Annotated in this window: 15 protein-coding genes; 4 read left to right on the forward strand and 11 right to left on the reverse strand. The window is 63.2% G+C overall.

Annotated elements, in window-relative coordinates:
• Together andAd and andAc are read right to left on the reverse strand one after the other, a co-directional pair.
• Positions 1 to 477: an anthranilate 1,2-dioxygenase small subunit AndAd gene (gene andAd, locus HWY45_RS02370; RefSeq protein ID WP_059810572.1), complete on the reverse strand. Its 477-nt coding sequence runs from the start codon at positions 475 to 477 to the stop codon at positions 1 to 3.
• 14 nt (positions 478 to 491) lie between these two features.
• Positions 492 to 1,763: an anthranilate 1,2-dioxygenase large subunit AndAc gene (andAc, locus tag HWY45_RS02375; protein ID WP_059565173.1), complete on the reverse strand. Its 1,272-nt coding sequence runs from the start codon at positions 1,761 to 1,763 to the stop codon at positions 492 to 494.
• A gap of 213 nt (positions 1,764 to 1,976) precedes the next feature.
• Here andAc and andR point away from each other — a divergent pair, with 213 nt between their 5' ends.
• The gene (gene andR / locus HWY45_RS02380; protein ID WP_059810607.1) at positions 1,977 to 2,936 is read left to right on the forward strand and encodes an anthranilate 1,2-dioxygenase regulatory protein AndR; all 960 of its coding nucleotides are present in this window, start codon (positions 1,977 to 1,979) and stop codon (positions 2,934 to 2,936) included.
• A 128-nt stretch (positions 2,937 to 3,064) separates the two neighbouring features.
• Here andR and HWY45_RS02385 read toward each other — a convergent pair whose 3' ends face one another.
• Positions 3,065 to 3,955, reverse strand: coding sequence for a LysR family transcriptional regulator (locus HWY45_RS02385; protein ID WP_059810573.1), 891 nt, complete (start codon positions 3,953 to 3,955; stop codon positions 3,065 to 3,067).
• A gap of 91 nt (positions 3,956 to 4,046) precedes the next feature.
• Between HWY45_RS02385 and HWY45_RS02390 the strand changes: the two genes are divergently transcribed.
• Genes HWY45_RS02390 through catC form a run of 3 tightly spaced genes read left to right on the forward strand, consistent with a single transcriptional unit; the run spans position 4,047 to position 6,446 of the window.
• Entirely contained in the window at positions 4,047 to 5,180 is a 1,134-nt protein-coding gene (locus HWY45_RS02390) for a muconate/chloromuconate family cycloisomerase (RefSeq protein ID WP_059565171.1), read from the forward strand.
• A gap of 32 nt (positions 5,181 to 5,212) precedes the next feature.
• Entirely contained in the window at positions 5,213 to 6,115 is a 903-nt protein-coding gene (gene catA / locus HWY45_RS02395) for a catechol 1,2-dioxygenase (protein ID WP_059565170.1), read from the forward strand.
• A 40-nt stretch (positions 6,116 to 6,155) separates the two neighbouring features.
• Entirely contained in the window at positions 6,156 to 6,446 is a 291-nt protein-coding gene (catC, locus tag HWY45_RS02400) for a muconolactone Delta-isomerase (RefSeq protein ID WP_059565169.1), read from the forward strand.
• A gap of 66 nt (positions 6,447 to 6,512) precedes the next feature.
• Here catC and tssJ read toward each other — a convergent pair whose 3' ends face one another.
• From tssJ to HWY45_RS02440, 8 genes are all read right to left on the reverse strand, one after another.
• Positions 6,513 to 7,046, reverse strand: coding sequence for a type VI secretion system lipoprotein TssJ (tssJ, locus tag HWY45_RS02405; RefSeq protein WP_059884403.1), 534 nt, complete (start codon positions 7,044 to 7,046; stop codon positions 6,513 to 6,515).
• A gap of 14 nt (positions 7,047 to 7,060) precedes the next feature.
• Positions 7,061 to 8,188: a type VI secretion system baseplate subunit TssG gene (tssG, locus tag HWY45_RS02410; protein WP_059884404.1), complete on the reverse strand. Its 1,128-nt coding sequence runs from the start codon at positions 8,186 to 8,188 to the stop codon at positions 7,061 to 7,063.
• Positions 8,152 to 9,966, reverse strand: a complete 1,815-nt coding sequence (tssF, locus tag HWY45_RS02415; RefSeq protein WP_059884405.1) for a type VI secretion system baseplate subunit TssF — start codon at positions 9,964 to 9,966, stop codon at positions 8,152 to 8,154. Before tssF ends, tssG begins: the two co-directional genes overlap by 37 nt.
• Positions 9,967 to 9,975: 9 nt before the next feature.
• Entirely contained in the window at positions 9,976 to 11,559 is a 1,584-nt protein-coding gene (gene tssA / locus HWY45_RS02420; RefSeq protein WP_059884406.1) for a type VI secretion system protein TssA, read from the reverse strand.
• 8 nt (positions 11,560 to 11,567) lie between these two features.
• The gene (locus tag HWY45_RS02425; RefSeq protein WP_059884407.1) at positions 11,568 to 15,305 is read right to left on the reverse strand and encodes an ImcF-related family protein; all 3,738 of its coding nucleotides are present in this window, start codon (positions 15,303 to 15,305) and stop codon (positions 11,568 to 11,570) included.
• Entirely contained in the window at positions 15,302 to 16,540 is a 1,239-nt protein-coding gene (locus tag HWY45_RS02430; protein WP_059884408.1) for a hypothetical protein, read from the reverse strand. Before HWY45_RS02430 ends, HWY45_RS02425 begins: the two co-directional genes overlap by 4 nt.
• 3 nt (positions 16,541 to 16,543) lie before the next feature.
• Positions 16,544 to 16,801, reverse strand: a complete 258-nt coding sequence (locus tag HWY45_RS02435) for a PAAR domain-containing protein (RefSeq protein WP_059884409.1) — start codon at positions 16,799 to 16,801, stop codon at positions 16,544 to 16,546.
• Positions 16,802 to 17,759: 958 nt separating this feature from the next.
• Positions 17,760 to 18,242, reverse strand: coding sequence for a hypothetical protein (locus HWY45_RS02440; RefSeq protein WP_150998584.1), 483 nt, complete (start codon positions 18,240 to 18,242; stop codon positions 17,760 to 17,762).
• Positions 18,243 to 18,329 lie beyond the last annotated feature (87 nt).

The raw sequence follows: 18,329 nt of genomic DNA on the forward strand, positions 1-18,329 counted from the left end.
TCAGATCGGGGTGGCGAGCAGCGTCTGCACGCGCGACGTGTCGTAGATCACGCGCTTCGTCTTGTAGCGCAGCCCGTCGGGCGTGCGCACCACCGTGTCGTAGTACTTGCCGGCCTGGTAGACGTTCGATTCGCCGTTGCTGCGCGTCTGCACGACCACGTAGTTGCTCTCGGTGTCGATCTCGCCGTCGCGCTCCGCGACGATCGTCAGGCCCGACGTCATGTGCCGGTACGTGTGCTCCTCGAAGATGTTCGCGTGCCGCAGCGACACCACGCGGTCGCGCAGCATCCGCTGGTTCGTGCAATGAACGATCCCGACCGGCAGCCCGAGGTCGGCGTTCTCCTTCGGCACGATCTCGTACGTGCAATCCTCGGTGAACATCTCCGGCCACTGTTCGAGCCGATCGTTGTCGAGGTGGCCGATGTAACGGTTCTGCAACATGGTCACCTCGAACCACGTCTTCATGTCTTCCATCATGTCTCGCTCCCGATTCAATAGCCCATCAGCTTCTGGTAGCCGACCCAGAACTTGCGGATCAGGCTTTCGGTGATCACCGTGTCCTGCTGGTCCGGATTGCCGCGCGACATCTCGATCACCGACGTCGCGTCGCCGTCGCGCACCGTGCCGCGCTGCACGAGCTCGGTCGCCTCGGTGTCCTCCATCGAGATGTAGCCGGCCGGCCCGACGAGGTTCGCCTGCTTGATGCGCAGCGCGCGCAACTCCGGCGTGTCGTCCGCATAGCCGAAGAAATGGAAGATCAGCTCGAAGTTGTCTGGCCCCTTCGGCAGGATCTGCCGCGCGACCAGCGTGTTGTGGATCTGCTGGATCACGAGCTGCGGGAAGATCGGCTGGATGTGGTTCGTGCAGTCCTCGTCGTATTCGGACACGAGGTCGAGGATCGATTCGTCTTCCAGATGGAAGCCCTCGTCGAACGAGCGGATGTTCTGCTGCTTGTACGCGGCCGACGTGTCGTCGTTCGTCTTCGTCACCGTGATGATGCTGTGCAGGCCGTGGTTCGCATCCGGAATCGAGCGCGCCTTCATGCCGACGCGGAAGATGTTGAAGGTCGTATGGAACAGGTGCAGCATGCTCGCGTGATACGGATCCTTCACGTTCTCCAGGTACAGCTTCCAGTTCGACTTCGAATACTGGCGCGTGCAGCCGAGATACTCCACCGGCTTGTGGAAGACCCGGTCGATCCACGGGCGCATCTGCTCGCCGAGATACTCGGGCAGCGGCGCGACTGCGTCGCTGAAGGTCGCGAACACGAGGCCGCGATAGCTGTCGACGCGCAGCTTGCGCAGCCCGTGCTGCTTCGGATCGAAATCCGCGGGCATCCCGGTCATCCCCTTCTGGCCGCGCCGGAACGGCACGCCGAGCAGGTTGCCGGTGTTGTCGAAGCTCCACTGGTGATACACGCAGGTGTGCGAGCTCGCGTTGCCGCGCGACTTGCGGCACACCTGCGCGCCGCGGTGCGCACAGCGATTCACCCACGCGGCGAGCGTGCCGTCGTCGGCGCGCGTGACGACCACGGGCGTATCGCCGACGAACGTGCTCTTGAAGTCGCCCGGGTTCGGGATCTCCGCCTCCAGCGCGACGAAATTCCACGTCGGGCCGCGATAGATGCGTTCCTGCTCGCGCTCGTAGACGGCGCGCGAGCTGAACACCTTGTACGGCACGCGCGAGCCGTCGTCGTGCGGAAACTTCACGTCGGACGCGTCGTCGCGCGCCGCAAACAGGACGGGTGATTCGGTCTGCTCCATGTCGGACTCCTTGTCGATCCGGTTTCGTTGATCTGATGGAGTCCATTTTTGAAACGCTAATATTCGGCGTCTATCCGGAAACTGCGATTGCGGCGGCGCAATATCCACTTCCGGCAGCTTTCTGCGCTAGGATGGCGACACTCGTCGCGCCTCTGCGCCATCTCGGCCCCTTCGTCCGACCCGTGCACGCGCCCACAAGCGAGACTCATGCCCATGTCCCCAACGTCGTTCGAGCCGCTCGCGCTGCGCGCCCACCGGCTGTTCGAATCCCGCGATCTCGACGAGACGCGCGAGCGGATTTCGCGCGTCATGCAGCCGCACGCGCTGCTGCCGAGCGGCCGCGTGCACGGCGCGTCGCACATGGATTTCGTGCGCCTCGGCGGGCTCGGGATCGGCACCATCGCGTTCGGCGACGCGATGCGCGTGCAGGTCGACGCGGTCGACGGCTACTACCTGCTGATGTTCTGCCTGTCCGGGCAGGCCGAGGTCCGCGCGATGGGCCGGCAGGTCGGCGTCGACGGCCAGACCGGCGTGCTGTGCGCGCCCGGCGAACCGTTCGACGCGCTGCTGTCGGCCGATTGCGAGCAGTTCGTGCTGCGCATCGACGCGGCCACCGTCAACACGCTCACCGGCGATCCGCGCGCAACGCTCGACCCGGTGCTGCGCGTGAGCGACGCGGCACTCGCCGCGTGGCGCCAACAGCTGATGCTGGTCGCGCGCTCGACGGAACTGCTCGATCGCGCGAACGCGAACCCGCGCGTCGCGTCGCAACTCGAACATCTGCTGGTCGACCTGCTGATCGAAGGCCATCCGCCGTCGGCCGTGCCCGTGGCGCGCCACGACCCCGCGCCGGGCTTCGTGCGGCGCGCGCAGGAATTCGTCGCCGCGCACTACGCGCAGCCGCTGCAGCTCGCCGACATCGTGCAGGCGGCCGGCGTGCCGGAGCGCACGCTGCGCGACGCGTTCCTGCATTTCCGCGGGATGAGCCCCATGCAGTACCTGCGCCACACGCGGCTCGAACACGCGCGCGAGTTGCTGTACGGCGCGGGCAGCGCCCGGCGCATCGCGGACATCGCGCTCGATTGCGGGTTTACGCATCTGGGCCGCTTCGCGATTGCGTATCGGGAGAAATTCGGCGAATCGCCTTCGGAGACGCTCGACGGCAAGCGATGAGATCGTGCGGGGCGCCGCATACCGCGCGCCCTGCCGATCACGTCGCGCTGGCCCCGCCTCATTCGTGCGGGCACGCGAGGCTTGACCGTTAGTTGCACCTTATCGCGCTACGTATCGGCCGGCCGCGCTTACGCCGGCGGCGCGAACATTGCGCGGGCGATCTCGCAGAATGCCGCCGTCGCGGGGCTTTCGTCGTGCAGGCGGCGGCTCATGATGATCGGCGACGTCGCGGCCGGCTCCGGCAGGCGGCGATACACGACGCCCTTCACCCGCACGCCCTCGACGCTTTCCGGCACCAGCGACACGCCGACCTTCGCGGCCACCAGCCCGAGCGCCGTCTGCAGCTCGCGCACCTCGTGCACGGCGGCCGGCGCGAGCCCGCCGTCGCGCAGCGCGGACAGCTGCTGATCCGCGAAGCTCGGCCGCGGCGTGCTCGGATAGACGATCAACGTCTCGTGCGCGACGTCGGCAAGCGCGAGCGGGCGGGCCGGATCGGCCAGCGGATGCCCGACCGGCAGCGCGGCGATCAGCTTCTCCTCGACGAGCGCCTCGCGCACGAGCTGGTCGTCGTCGAAGCGCAGGCGGCCGAACCCGACGTCGATCCGCCCCCCTTTCAGCGCGCCGAGCTGCTCGAGCGTGAACATTTCGATCAGCGACAGCTCGACGTCCGGCTGCGCCTCGCGGAACGCGCGGATCACGTCCGGCAGCGCGCCGTACAGCGTCGACGGCACGAAACCGATCACGATCCGCGCCGACATCTGCGCGAGCCGCCGCGTCAGCGGCCCCAGTTCGTCGGCTTGGTCGACGAGGCGCTTCGCCTGCGCGTAGAACACGCGGCCGGCCTCGGTCAGCTTCAGCGGCCGGGCGCCGCGCTCGAACAGCGGCATGCCGATTTCGTCCTCGATCGCCTGCAGCTGGCGGCTGAGCGGCGGCTGCGTCATGTGCAGGCGCTCGGCCGCCCGCGTGATGTTCATTTCCTCGGCAACGGCCATGAAATACCGAAGCTGGCGCAATTCCATTGCATACCTCGAAAGTATGGAAGTAGTCGGAAAGAGTGTTGGACGCGTCCGGGCGGATGTTCCTAACATGTGCACCAACAGGAGGAATCGCATGATAGCAACTGCCGCCACCATCGAGCGCGTCGAGACGCTGCTCGTCGACGTGCCGACGATCCGCCCGCACAAGCTGTCGGTCGCCACGATGAATTGCCAGACCCTTGTGCTGGTTCGGGTTCGATGCTCGGACGGTATCGAAGGCGTCGGCGAAGGAACGACCATCGGCGGCCTCGCGTACGGCGAGGAGAGCCCGGAGAGCATCAAGGTCAACATCGACACCTATTTCGCGCCGCTGCTGCAAGGCATGGACGCCACCCGCCCGGGCGCCGCGATGGCACGCGTGCGCAAGCTGTTCCAGGGCAACCGCTTCGCGAAGTGCGCGCTCGAGACCGCGCTGTTCGACGCGCAGGCGCGCCGCCTCGGCGTGCCGCTGTCCGAGCTGTTCGGCGGCCGCGCGACCGACGCTGTGGACGTCTTGTGGACGCTCGCGAGCGGCGACACGCAGCGCGACATCGCGGAAGCCGAGGCGATGCTAGACGCGCGCCGCCATCGCGCGTTCAAGCTGAAGATCGGCTCGAACGCGGTGGCCGACGACGTCGCGCACGTCGTCGCGATCAAGCGCGCGCTCGGCGAGCGCGGCGACGTGCGGGTCGACGTGAACCAGGCGTGGAGCGAGAGCGAGGCGATCTGGGCCGGCCCGCGCCTCGCGGAAGCGGGCGTGAGCCTCGTCGAGCAGCCGATCGCCGCGACGAACCGCGCGGGCCTGAAGCGCCTCACGCAGCTCGCGCAGATTCCGATCATGGCTGACGAGGCGCTGCACGGCCCGGTCGACGCGTTTGCGCTCGCACAGGACCGCGCGGCCGACGTGTTCGCGGTGAAGATCGCGCAGTCGGGCGGCCTGCAGGGCGCGGCGAGCGTCGCGGCGATCGCGGCGGCGGCCGGCGTCGACCTGTACGGCGGCACGATGCTCGAAGGCGCGGCCGGCACGATGGCGTCCGCGCAGCTGTTCAGCACGTTCGGTTCGCTGAAATGGGGCACCGAGCTGTTCGGCCCGCTGCTGCTGACGGAGGAAATCCTCGTCGAGCCGCTGCGTTACCAGGATTTCAAGCTGCATCTGCCGGCCACGCCCGGCCTCGGCATTACCTTCGACTGGGCCCGCATCGAACGGATGCGACGCGACGCCCGCTGATCCCCACACGACACCCGATACAGGAGACACGCATGAACAAGGACGCCATCGACGCGCTGCTGAAGACCTTCGACGATGCCGCGGAGAAGCCCGGCAACCCGCGCGTGCGCGCGATCGTCAACCGGATCGTGAAGGACCTGTGCTACACGATCGAGGATTTCGACGTGCAGCCGAGCGAATTCTGGACCGCGCTGAACTACCTGAACGAAGCCGGCAAGGAGTTCGGCCTGATCGCCGCGGGCCTCGGCCTCGAGCGCTTCCTCGACGTGCGGATGGACGAGGCCGAAGCGAAGGCCGGCATCCACGGCGGCACGCCGCGCACGATCGAAGGGCCGCTGTACGTGGCGGGTGCGCCGGAATCGGTCGGCCATGCGCGCCTCGACGACGGCACCGATCCGGGCCAGACGCTCATCATGCGAGGCCAGGTGCTGGGCGACGACGGCGCACCGCTCGCGAACGCGCTCGTCGAAGTGTGGCACGCGAACCATCTCGGCAACTATTCGTACTTCGATCAATCGCAGCCGGCGTTCAACCTGCGCCGCTCGATCCGCACCGACGCCGAAGGCCGCTACAGCTTCCGCAGCGTGCTGCCGGTCGGCTACAGCGTGCCGCCGGGCAGCAAGACCGAGCAGTTGCTCGACCAGCTCGGCCGTCACGGCCATCGTCCCGCGCACATTCACTTCTTCGTTTCCGCGGACGGTTATCGTAAGCTGACGACGCAGATCAACATCGAAGGCGATCCGCATATCTGGGACGACTTCGCATTCGCGACGCGTGAAGGGCTGATTCCGAAGATCAAGCAGGCCGAGGGCGCGGAAGGCAAGCCGTATGGCGTCGACGGGCAGTTCGCGCTGATCGATTTCGATTTCACGCTGGTCAAGGATCGCGCGAACGTTCCGGAAAGCGAAGTCGACCGCGCACGTGCGCAGGCCTGAACGGCTTCATACGACGAACCGATCACGCAAGGAGCAAGTGATGCTGTTTCATGTGGAAATGACTGTTCATCTGCCGACGGACATGGATCCGGTCAAGGCGGCAACGCTGAAGGCGGAAGAGAAGGCAATGTGCCAGCGCCTGATGAACGACGGTGTCTGGCGGCATCTGTGGCGGATCGCGGGGCAGTATGCGAACGTCAGCATCTTCGATGTCGAGAGCGTGCAGCAACTGCATGATCTGGTGAGCCAGTTGCCGCTGTTTCCGTATATGACGCTGGAAGTGCGGGCGCTGTGCCGGCATCCGTCGTCGGTGCGGGAGGATGATCGGTAAGTGAGCGGAACGTCAGCAGCGGCCGTCCAGCAGCCGCACTTTGTAGCCGGAGGCTGCGGCGCCCGCTCAACGGGCGCCCTTCAATCCCGGCACATCGCCGCTCGACAGCACCTCGTTCTCGACCAATTCCAGCCGAAGCGGTTTGTCTGCATCCAGCCTTTTCTTTTCAATCACACGCTTCCACACGTCATCACGCGTGGGGCTGCGATAGAACGCAACGATCGCGACATATTTCGTCTCCGGTTGCATCGGCTGGGCCAGGCTCGCCGAAGCGCCTGGGTTCACGACCGTCGAGATATCCGCCAGCAGATCCTGCGCAAGCACGGTTCTGTCGTTTTTGAGCAGATCGTCATACGACGTCCCGTCGAACATCTTGCGATCCTTCAGTTGATAGACGCGTACGGCAACGGAAGTCGCCCGCCCTGCGTCGTCCGGATTCAATGCGGCGCGAGCCGCAAGATCGACGTTCAGCACCTTCACCTGCTTGAAGAACACGGCGCGATAAGCGCTCGCCGTCGTATCCGAAACGGATTGCCACGCGCCGCAGGCAGACAGCAGCATGACGGCTGAGATGGATGAAACAGCGAAACGGATAGTCATGTGTGTTCCCCTGGTCAGGCATGTTGAGTCAGATGTGGATTCGGTACGGATACAGGAAATGCCCGATAGATCCCAAGCGCAATATTGATCAGACGCTCTTCATCGGCGGGCAACACGGTGGTCCAGCCGAGGCGTGGCGCCGAGCCGTCATGCGTCGGGCCGATTACTGGCAATGGCGCATGTCGCGAAGACACCTCCATCCGCAGATGCACGTCGGCCTTGACACCTACATAGAGCTGCATGAAGGCCATCAGCTCGCGATGCAGCAATGCACCCGGCAACAGGCCCCGGGCCTGTTGCGCATCTGCGGGCTGCAGCGTCACGCGAACCGCCCGGCTCCGGTATGTCATCCGTTTGCCCAGCACGTAGCCGCCGCCTAGCCCCTTGCGCTCGCCATCCTCCTTCGCCGCCACGATGCTGGCGACTGACTCGAGCGGTCGTTGCCGCCCCGTCGACGTCACGACCGGCCAGAACTCGTCGACCCGAACGCCGACGCGCGGAACAGCCAGCGCCACCACGCCTGCCAACCCTTCCGGCGTACGGGTCCGCTGGATCAATAGCCCAAGCAGCGCCAGCATCCGCGAATCAGGCAGACCGGCCCGCATCGGCTTGTCGCCCCAACCGAACCCGGCCAGAGACAGCAGGCAGCGCGAGTGCGCATCGGTACCGCCTGACCGGAAGCTCTCGGGGTAGCGGTACTTCTTCCACACGCGGTACAGCAGTGTGACGAACCGATGATTGAATTGATCGAGAAACGCTTCGACGGCCTCGTGCCCTTCCTCGCGCTGCACGATCTCGTCGATCATGTGCGACGGCATCGCCGCGTCGACACCGTACAGCCCCATGAAGGTCGTGCGCACGGTCGGCCGAGCATCGGGCCATTCGTCGTCGAATTCGACCGACGCAACCTCGCTTGCCGGAAAGCCCAGGCGCGGCCGCGGCCGGAAGCGCACTGGTTCGCGCTCGACGGTGTTCTGCGTGCCGAACACCGGCCGATCGGACACGCGAACCTCGAGCAGCCGGCATAGCTGCATGAAGTTCATGCGCGGCGCACGCGCCAGCAGCGACGCCACCAGCGGATCGAGATGCGACAGTTCGAGCGGCCTCACAGCGGATCCCGCTGCGCCTTGCTGCGCGGCCATTCGATCCGTGCCTGCGTCGGCAGAATGACGACCGCGAACTTCGTGAACAGGTTGATTTCGGCGTACAGCGCGAAAAAGCGATGCAGCAGTTCGCCGAACAGCATCACGTCGCCCTCGCCCGCGAACGCATGACTGTCGAGCGTGACCTCGATCAGCACGCCCCGCTCGACCGAGCCGCCCGACACTTCTTCGATCAGTGCCTGCGATACCCGAAGCAATCCGGCGAGACGCCGACGGTTCAGCTCATCATTCGTCCAGTCATAGAGCGCCAACGCGCCACGCAGCACTTCCGCGTTCATCATCGACAGGAAATTCGGCGCCAGGTGCGACAACACACGCCACTGGAAACGGTCTTCCGTCGGCGGATACAGCGGCAGTGTCGGCGAGACGAGATTGCGCACGCCGGCGACGTTCTGCGTGCTGACCGCAATTTCATCGAGACTCGCCTCGCGCAATCCCTTGCGCGGCAACATCCCGTTGGTGCCCGTCACGCGCAGCGACAGGCTTTCCTCTGGCAGCGTATCCATGGATTCCCACGCGTGACCACCGAGGACCACCCACGTTTCGTGCAGTCCGGACACGCCCGGCCGCACGCGCGTATGGAAATAGCGCTCCGGCGCTTCGTGCCGCAACATGCCGCCGCGATGCCGGAACGCCGCGAACGGCACGTATTCATACCGCTCGGCCGTGTCGTGGTCGAACGTTGCGATCGCGTCGACAGAGTAGGTTTCGACATGCTCGCCCTGATGACCGGCCGGCACCACGCGATACTCGGTTTCGTGATGATCGATCTCGATCGGTTCGGCATCCAGTTCGAACAGGTTGATCACGGGGCTGCAGAACAGCCGCACGTTCTCCGCACTGAAACGTTGATCGGATGGCCAGGCCTGCTTCAGCACGATCTCCAGTTCGAAGCGGGTCGAGCTTTCTGGCAATTTCGTGATGTCCAGACCGCACAGGTCGACGAACAGGAATTTCTCGCGGAACGTGAAGTACTCGAGCAGCAGCTGATAACCCGAGAATGCGGCATCGGCCTTCGGCCACAACCGCTCTTCGGTCGAGAAGCCGGCCGGTTCGATCGCGACGCCGGCAAGCGGCACCGCTTCACCATCGCGGACTTCCGGAATGCGCCAGTGGATCGCGTCGACCTGCCGCGTGAGCGCGAGGTGCATGGCGAACGCAGTCGGCAGATCCGCGCTCAGGTGCACGCGCAGCCGCGACAGGTCCGTTTCCTTGCGAAGTGCCGATCCTTCAAGCGCGAAACCGAGCCGGATGACCGAGCGGCCGTCGTGGCGCACGGTCGGCCCGGCATGGGTGATCACGATCGGTTGCAATGCGACGGCTTGCGTGGTTCGGTACTGGCACTGGATCGCCCGCGGCGTCGTGCCTTCGGCGCTCGTCGGAGATGGCACGTTGATCGGCGTCGAACGTATGGGCACACCGGCCGGCACTATTTCGGTCTTCTGCAGTTTTTCCGCGGGCGGAATCAGCTCGACGATCGACAGCGACGGAATCATTCGAAGATAGTGCGGCCACAAAAGGCTCACGAGGCCCTCTGTGAGCTCCGGCAGTTCGTCGTCGAGCTTCTGCCGGAGTCGGCCAGTCAGGAACGCAAAACCTTCGAATAGCCGCTCCACGTAGGGATCGCGATCGCCGACGCGGTCGAGATTGAGCAAGCGCGCCCGGTCGGGGTGTGCTTTCGCGAATTCCTTGCCGGACTCGCGCAAATAGCGCATTTCCGCTTCGTAGTAGCGCAGGATGGGATCGTTGTGTTCCATGGGATACCGTTACGAAAGAGTCAGCGCGCGTGCCGGATCGAGCACGGTCATTTCCGCCTGCAATTCACCGATGCGGCGTGCAAGCGCCGGTTTGTCGGCGTCCTTTCGGTTGATCGTTGCTTTCAACGCCCGGACAAGCTGGTGCTTGACCTCGAACACCAGCGCCGGCTCCCAGCGCATCAGCGGCAGCGATCGGGATGCCCCATCGAGCTCGGCAAGCAGCGCGAGCGCCGTATCCGGACGGTCGGCATGGTCGGCGAGGCGCGCCATCACGAGCCGTTGCAGATAGAGATGACGATCGGTCCTCATGCCCGGCAGCACTTCAAGCCACCCGAAAGCAGCCTCGATGCCATCGCGCGCAGCCAGCTCGCGCGCCTGCGCCTCGATTTCCGGCCAATCGCAGGCTGCATCGCCTTCGCCGCCGGCCGATACCGGCAGAGGCGCAACGGCCTCGCCGGCTTCCAGGTCTCGCACGACAGCATGCCGCGCGATCCATTCGAGCGTTGTATCGTCGGCGAACGGCGTGCCGTCATTGAATGCCAGCCGCTCGATACCCGGCAACCGTTCGAGGAACAGCGCGAAATCCGCGCGCAGCAGCTCGCGCCATGTGTTGTACGGCGCGCCGACGTGGTCGAGCGCGATGTGCTGGAAGTACTGCAGGTCGAACCAGAGGTGATTCACGCCCTCCATGAATGCGCCTTCGACGCGTTCGAGCAGTTCATGCCACTGCTTCTGCAGCACGAGTCGCTTCATCTGCTGGCGCAGCTCGCTACGCGGCGGCACCAGACGCGTACGGGACGCGACATCCGCCGGCGGAACCTCGTGCAGCGTGTCCCAGCGGATGCTGCGCACGAGTCGAACCGAGGGCAGATAGCCGTTCTCCTGATCGCGTAACCACACCGCCATCCTGCGCGCCTGATCGAGCAGGTCGCGTGTGGACGCGATTGTGCTCGACGAAACGTGGTGCGGTGTTGCAGTAGACGACGTCAGCGGCTCGGAAGCCGTGTTGCGTGAGGATTCGTCGTTGTGCTCGAACCGTGAGACGAGTGGCTGCAGGTTCGGGCGCGCAGCTTCAGGCCAGGCTGCCGTGCCGGCCGACAGCACATCAAGCGCGGCGAGCGCCCGCTCGAGATCGGCCGGCGCGAATGCCCCGCGGCTGTCGAGCAGATCGAGCATGCGCGCCGTCGCCAGCATCTCGATCGCGCCCTTCTTCGCTTCAGCACGCACGGGCAGTACGGCCTCGCCGAATCGGTCGACGAGCGCGGCCGCCAGTTCGAGTGCATCCGCGAAGCCGGCCGGACCATCCTGCCGCAGCCGGGCGAATGCAAAGTAGCCGGCCAGTCGCAGATCCTTTCCGGTTTCCTTCATCAGTTGCTCGCAGGATCGGACGATCAGTCCGTCATCGATGCCGGAGAGCTTTTGCGTTTCATCCCGCAGCTCGAAGAACGCGTCCTCGTAGCCGGGGTCGCGACCGACGCCGGAGTCGCCCGCGAGTGGTTGCAGCCACGCATCCCACGCGTCGAACCGTGGTTGTCCGAGCGAATCATCGCGATTCCCGCCAACGAGCGTTTTAACGAAATTTGCAAGCGTCATGGGAAGCCTCAATAGACGAATACGTCGCCAGACAACCGCAACGCGTGTCCGAACGGCGTGGACAAGGGCTCTGCCGACGCAGATATTGTCGTCATCGCTGAAGTTGCTCTTGGCTGCGCCTTCATGAATGACGGAGCATCCGCAGCAATACCGCGCACGGTTGGTTGATCGGTTGTCTTTGCCGCGGCAGCCGACCGCACGTTGTCCGATACCGCCAGTCCGTCAGGAAGGCCCGACGGCAACGGCACCGCTGCATGTTGTGCCGACGCGATCGCCGATGGCGGCAGCGGCGGCGGATTGATCGCCGATACCTTGGGACCACCGTTTGCCGCAGCCGTCACGAACACCTGCGCAGGCAGCGCAAAGTTGCGCAACTGGAGCACGTCGAGAGGGCCGCCCCCCGCTTCGCTGCGCAGTTGGACCTTGAGTGGAATCCCCTGACTCGTGTCCGGCGTCCAGGTCAGCAGATAGCGGGCGTTATCCTGCTGCGACACCTTCGCGCGCTCCAGCAGCCGGATCAGTCCGAACCGGCCCTGCGAATCGAGCGCGGTACGCAGGCCACCTTGCTCCGTCCGCCACTCGATATGCGACAAGTTTTCGAGCGACTGGCCCGGCCACTCGAACGGCACCCACGCCTGCTTCTGGTTGAAATAGTGCAGTTCGCGTCCGGACAGCACGAATTTCATGTCGGTGACGCCCGGTGTCTGCACGGCCTGCAACTCGTAACGCACGCGCGCGTCGCCGGCCGGGAACAGCACGGTCGAGATGCGCGTAAGCTTGTTCAGTCCATTCAGGAAGGCCGGATCGATCGTCAGCGCGCCTTGGTTGGCGCCCTGCGCGACGACCCATCGATCGCCTTGCCGTTCGATGACGCCGGCGAGCTGGGTCGTCACGAATTGCGTGATCACGCCATTGTCAGGCTGCATGAAGCGCGCCATTTCGGGCAGCGATGCGTCGTTGTCGGAGTCAGCAAACGGATACCGGCCGGCGAACGTCCTGTTCCAGTCGGCCGCGATCGCGGTGCGCCAGATTTCGTTCAGGCTCGATGCGGCCGGTCGCACGACAACCTGCCAAGCTTGATCGAACGGCGCGCGGAACAACTCGCCGAAGCCCGACCATTGCTCGCCGAGGCTCGCGGCCAGGCGGCTCGCATAGTCACGGCTGTCGGCGATATCGGACGTCTTGCCCTGCAGCACCGACTGTGCGGCCAGTCGCGCCATCGCATCCGGATCGGCATTGGAGACGATCTGCGACGCCTTGAGACGCATGGCTGTGACCCGCTCGAGGTAGCGTGCGAGACTCAGGTCGCCTGTCGCGGCGAACTGCGCAGCGGCCTTGCCGGTGGCAGGCATGCTGGAAGCCACGTCGCTGCCGATCAAGCGCAGGATTGGGCCGAAGGCGGCCGCCAGCGGCACAAGCTGCCGCTGAGCCTGCTTCGACGGATCCTTCTCGTCGGCGCCGACGAGCTGTTGCGCCTTGCTGATCAGGGTGTCCGACAAAGACTGCGCGGTGGTGCCCGTTCCGGCCTGGTAAGCGATCACGTTCATCAGCGCGACAAGCGGAGAGCGTTGAGAGTCGCCCAGCAGCGTCAACTGATCGGCCGTGGCCGATAGCGTGGGCGCCTGTTGCCAGCGCAAGCTATTGAGGAACTGCGCCCAGGCTCGCGCGTAATCGTCGAAGTAGCGTTGACGAAGTTCAGCCTTTAGCGTCGACGGCGCCTGATTGCCGGTTTTCGCATCTGACAGCACCCAGTCGGCGGCCACGCTGTGCTGTCCGCTCGCTTCATCGATCGCCTTCGAGATCCGTTCGTCCCATGCTGCGCGCGTGAAAACACCCGGAACGGTCACCGTCGTTGTGAACAGGCCTCGGCTGGTCGTATCGCCCAGCAGGGTGGCGAGCGACACGGGCGGATACTTCGGCGTCGCTTCGTCGAGGATTTGCTGGTAAACCGCGTCGGTCGAGTTCTGGATGCCGCGCACACCGATGACCGTCTGGCGCGTTGATGCAACGAGTCCGAGATCCGGGGTAATTGCGGGCAACTTACCTTGGGCCAGATGGTTTGCGAAGAATGCGATCGTGTGCTGGCGAAGGTCGTCCCAAGCGCCTGACGACAAAGGTGAGTTGGTCGAACGCGCAGGCGTGGCCGTCGCCGCGAACTGCGGCATCAGGAAGGCGGCCACGGCGCGCTCGGGCTTCGCGAGCATCATGTAGGCCTTGAGCGTGTCGTAGGCGGCCTGTACCTGCGCGTTGCCGCCACTGGCGATTTCGGCGTCCGACAGCGACGCGAGCTGATGCAGGCGTTGTTCGAGCTTTTCGCGGATTGGCGTAATGAGGATGCGTTTCGCGGCTATGGCATAGCCAGGCCATAGCGCGTCGAGCAGAGCGTCATCGCGGTTCAGGCCGAAACGTGACGCCCACGGTGCGCCGTCGCGCCGGTGGATTTCCAGCGTGTCGATCTGCCGGTCGAGGCCGTCGAGCGCTTGCATCGCTTGCGTGCGGTCCTGCACGGCGAATAGTGTTGCGACCGTGTCAGCCGCGCTTTCGATCGTTCCGCGGTTCACGAATCCAGACAGCATCGTGCCGGCCATCCAGCAGCCGATCAGGGCGGTGGTTGCCCATGCGGCCGTGGTCGACAGTGAAAAGCCAATGCGGCGCCCGTGAACCTTGCGGCTGTGCTCGGCGACGGTTTGCCAGATCGTGCGGTGTTGAGGGGCGAGAGGCGTATCGTCGTCGCTCGTCTCGCCGGACGAAGGCGGCGCCAATTCCCGCTCCTTGAACAAAGGGGCGAACAGGAGACCGTGGACCGCGTGTTTCCAGATGCGGGACTGGGTGGTTTGCAGCACGAGATCCGAAAGCGCGCCGCGGAGATTCGCAATATGCTGCGACAGTTCGGCGGGATAGCGGTCACGAGCATTGTTGACGAGGCGTACGACGCCCGCGTCGGCGAGGTTGCCAGAGAGCGCTTGCAGCGACTTGTCGATGTCGTCTGCGTTCACCTGCACGTTCGACCAGGTGAAACCGGTGGCTTCGTCCGCACCCGAGGATTCGCCGCCGAAATCCGTCACATTGAGCAGATAGGCAGGCGCAGCCCAACGCAGCGCGCGCGCGTGACGGGCGAGCCTTTCCGCGAGACCGTCGGAATCAAACGATGGTTTGCCCGAACTACGATTGCGCGTCACTGCTACGATCGCGTCGATCGGGCGGCGGCGGCGCAGACGCCGGATCTGATCGAGCCATTCCGTATCGAGTGTGCTGCTCGTTTGCTTCGCATGCAGGAGAACCGCGTCGCCGGTAATCGCGTAGCCGGCGTCGGCGAGGCCGGGCGCCAGACGTTTGACGAGCGGTTCGTCGCTGGCGATCAGCACCCATCGCTCGCGATAGCGCCAGCGCCAGCCATGGCGATCACGCAGGACGTTGCGCAGCGCCGTGGCGTGATCAACCTGTCCCGCCGGTTCATCCAGATTGGACGCGGCGCGCTTGCCGGCATCGTAACTGGCAAACCAACGGGAAGCTCTCAGCGAGGCAATCCAAAGCAGCACGAGCTCGAAGTGCTTCACCAGCAAGAGCACTACCAGCAAGGCCGAAAACAGGGAAAGCTCGATGATGATCCGGGTGTCGCGAGACCACTCGTAACGAGGCCCCTCCACCCATACCGCGATACCGAGTGCAAGGAAGACGATGACGGCCGCGACGCCAATGAAGAGGCCGGCCGGTCTAGTCTTGTTGTCGTTCTTGTTGTCGTTCATGTCTGTTTTCTGCACACGAGGGCGATCAGTTCGTTACCTTCGCCACACAGGACTATTTGCGGGTCGCCCGTTGCCCGGGCACTTTCTGCGGCAAGGGCCACAGCCAACCACGGCCCAGTGCCCGAACAGTCGCCCACTGACGTTTCGAGCGCGATCCATCGCGTCTCGTCAGGAAATGAAGCAACTTGCCGAACTGTGCTCACGCTGTCACTGGTCAAGCCATGCGCCCACACCGTGCGCAGACGGTCGCACGAGGATTGTCCCCAACGAGCGGCAAGCTCGATCGTCCGGGCAGCAGCATCGAGCGTGCCTTTGGCAGGACGATGCAGCCGTAGCCCACCGGGCATGGCCGGTGATGTAAGGCGCGGGCTCCCAACGAGCAGGGCGACACCCGCCTCTGCAACGCCATCAGACAGGACGGCGCTGATTGCATCCCGAAGCTCAACGGCGACTAGCAGGTGGACCGTATCGACGTCTCGATTGTCGAGCCACGCGTCCGTTCGAAAGAGCGGAATCGTGTGCTCACCCGGCACGACGTTCGCCTTCAACACCGGCACTCGTTGAGCAAGCACGTCCCGTAGCCGGGTCTCGACAGCCTCGGATTTCAGCCTCGACCGATGATGAAGCTCGACCTGAAGCGTCGTTCGCGGCGGAAGAGTATTGAGCTGCGGCAGGAGACGGTCGATCAAGCGTTCGAGCAGCCACGTATACACGGCATGATGGCGGGCATGTTCGGCGAGTTCGTTACCCGGATGAAAGCGCATCTCGGGGATGTCGAGCCAACGCGCATTGACTTCGCTATCCGCGACTGCGCCGCTCGGCCGCAGTCTGGCCAGTTCGGTTCCTTTCAGTATTCCTTCGAGCGAGTTTTCCGAATCATTCGCAGCGAAGCACCAGGCATGGCCCAAAATCGCCAGCGGTCTGCTCGCCATTGCATGACACGCCTGCTCTGCCTCGTCGCTGACGCAGTTAGTCGCAATCGCCTGATTACGACGCGCATAGCCATAACCGAGCCAGGAGCACAGCAGAAGTGTCCATGCCATGAACGGGTAACCTGCGACGCAGAGCCAGAACCACAGGGCGTTCGTCGGGTGCCCCGTTGGCCAGAGCATGATCGTCAGACCTGCCCCCGCGCCCGTTACGAGTACCAGCAGGACCGTCCAGACGATCATCGACACCTGAGGCGGTGGCGGCACCTCCACCCGAGGCGGCACGCGATTGAAATCGACAGGCATCGCTTACCGAACCTGTGCTCCGCTGGACGAGGCAATGAGGACCGCCCCACACCGTGTGTGATCGCCGTCGCAAGAGAGCGGCGTGGTGCCATCCTTCATCCTGTCGCTGCCTTCGACGATCTCGTTGTCGCCGTGGATCGGACACGAGACCTTGTCGCCGACGCGTGCGGCCCGGCGACCCTTTGCCTTGATGCGATCCGAGCCGGTCAGGATCTTGCCGCCGTGGCTTGTTGCGTCGCCTTCATATGCGAGATTTTTCATTGCTTGTCTACGTTAAAGGGGTTTGTTGCATCAAGTTTCTACCAAGCGTCTTGAATGCACCTTCGTCGTCACTTGAACGTAAAAAGGTTTAGTTAAAGAGCCGACGCCAAATACTTGAACAATTAATCAGGAAAATCACCAAGATCTATTTCTTCCAAAGGCAGGCTCTAGCAACTGACGATTTCTCTGGAATTTCATATAGATATGCCTTCTTTGAAATCACGGCATGCCCCCCCAGACACCCGACTCAACCGGCGCTACGTGGATAGATGTGCCACTCTAGTCGCTAGTCAGGATCTTCTTCAGCTTGGCGGCATTTTCGGTGTCTCCATCCCTCTGTAATTTGACAAGTATTTTCGAATAAGCACTTCTGTTACCTGCACTTGGTGGATCGCACGCAAGCAGATTGTCAAATGTGGCACCTTCCGCCAGATATAATAGGATTGGTGGATGTGAAGTTTGGTATCCGATTTTTGCGTTTCGATGAATAAGCGGCATAGATGTCGGCTGCATTAGGTGGATTATCGAAAATCGGCTCAATGTTGTCGGACCACTGGTGAGGCGGGCGCCACTCTCCACCACATACTGCATCTTGCGCCACATGCACAACGCAACCGTCCTTCATACGTACGAAGGCACACAGATACTCGGAATGCACCGACACACCGCTGGAATCAGTGAGATCTCCTTCTGCAGAAAAATTCACGATCGAGTACTGTTTGTCCGGAGACAGACTGTTCGTGCCGGTGCCGTAAAATCTCAATCCGCCATCGAAAGGGGGAAACATCGTGCCATCTGGCCGCTTAAAGCGAAGCGATCGATAGTTGTTGTGTCCGCGATTGGTATACTCTAAAACGCTTGATTCCCCCGACACACTTATCTGGGCCTGAACGCAGGCAGACAGTACTGCCAGGAGAAAAAATATGGATCTATGAATCATTTTCAGCCCTACAACATCTTAGCGCGCATCAATTGATCGATACTTTTCCCTAGCAATTTCTTGATAGGCTCTTTCGCGTATCGACGCATTGTTATTGCACGAAATATTGGAGATCTTTTTTTCCCCTCTGTACACTACAATGCCAGCGGAAAACGTTGACCCCTCGTCAGATCTAATCGTCTTATCATACAAATAATACGTGTAGCCCAACCGAGAAAATCCTATATGGGCCTCCCCACCGCCCGCATATGGGATATTGGAAAAATAGAATACCTTCTTTATTCTTTTGCTATCAGAAATCTGCAAACCTATCTTTCCGCCATTCCCATTGCGATAGGTCAAAGTCCCACTTTCCGTCGATTGACAAAGTGACGCGATGGTTTTTTCGAGTTCGCAATTGAAGATTACCACCTCTTTTTCAGTGCACATTCCTTCGGCGTGCGCTGCCACCATCGGTGCAAGGCTAAGAATTGCAACTGCGACTGCTCGATAAACATTCATAACTACTCCGCCAAAATACCCAAGAGAGGCGCGACTTTACTATAGCGACCACGTCGATCGTCATACTCATTTTGACCGCCGCTTACA

Source organism: Burkholderia stagnalis, assembly GCF_902830275.1.
GTDB lineage: Bacteria > Pseudomonadota > Gammaproteobacteria > Burkholderiales > Burkholderiaceae > Burkholderia > Burkholderia stagnalis.

Bases quoted from the DNA above. Each gene is read 5' to 3' on its own strand.
- andAd (WP_059810572.1), bottom strand. From the start codon at position 477: ATGATGGAAGACATGAAGACGTGGTTCGAGGTGACCATGTTGCAGAAC.
- andAc (WP_059565173.1), bottom strand. From the start codon at position 1,763: ATGGAGCAGACCGAATCACCCGTCCTGTTTGCGGCGCGCGACGACGCG.
- andR (WP_059810607.1), top strand. From the start codon at position 1,977: ATGTCCCCAACGTCGTTCGAGCCGCTCGCGCTGCGCGCCCACCGGCTG.
- HWY45_RS02385 (WP_059810573.1), bottom strand. From the start codon at position 3,955: ATGGAATTGCGCCAGCTTCGGTATTTCATGGCCGTTGCCGAGGAAATG.
- HWY45_RS02390 (WP_059565171.1), top strand. From the start codon at position 4,047: ATGATAGCAACTGCCGCCACCATCGAGCGCGTCGAGACGCTGCTCGTC.
- catA (WP_059565170.1), top strand. From the start codon at position 5,213: ATGAACAAGGACGCCATCGACGCGCTGCTGAAGACCTTCGACGATGCC.
- catC (WP_059565169.1), top strand. From the start codon at position 6,156: ATGCTGTTTCATGTGGAAATGACTGTTCATCTGCCGACGGACATGGAT.
- tssJ (WP_059884403.1), bottom strand. From the start codon at position 7,046: ATGACTATCCGTTTCGCTGTTTCATCCATCTCAGCCGTCATGCTGCTG.
- tssG (WP_059884404.1), bottom strand. From the start codon at position 8,188: ATGGCCGCGCAGCAAGGCGCAGCGGGATCCGCTGTGAGGCCGCTCGAA.
- tssF (WP_059884405.1), bottom strand. From the start codon at position 9,966: ATGGAACACAACGATCCCATCCTGCGCTACTACGAAGCGGAAATGCGC.
- tssA (WP_059884406.1), bottom strand. From the start codon at position 11,559: ATGACGCTTGCAAATTTCGTTAAAACGCTCGTTGGCGGGAATCGCGAT.
- HWY45_RS02425 (WP_059884407.1), bottom strand. From the start codon at position 15,305: ATGAACGACAACAAGAACGACAACAAGACTAGACCGGCCGGCCTCTTC.
- HWY45_RS02430 (WP_059884408.1), bottom strand. From the start codon at position 16,540: ATGCCTGTCGATTTCAATCGCGTGCCGCCTCGGGTGGAGGTGCCGCCA.
- HWY45_RS02435 (WP_059884409.1), bottom strand. From the start codon at position 16,801: ATGAAAAATCTCGCATATGAAGGCGACGCAACAAGCCACGGCGGCAAG.
- HWY45_RS02440 (WP_150998584.1), bottom strand. From the start codon at position 18,242: ATGAATGTTTATCGAGCAGTCGCAGTTGCAATTCTTAGCCTTGCACCG.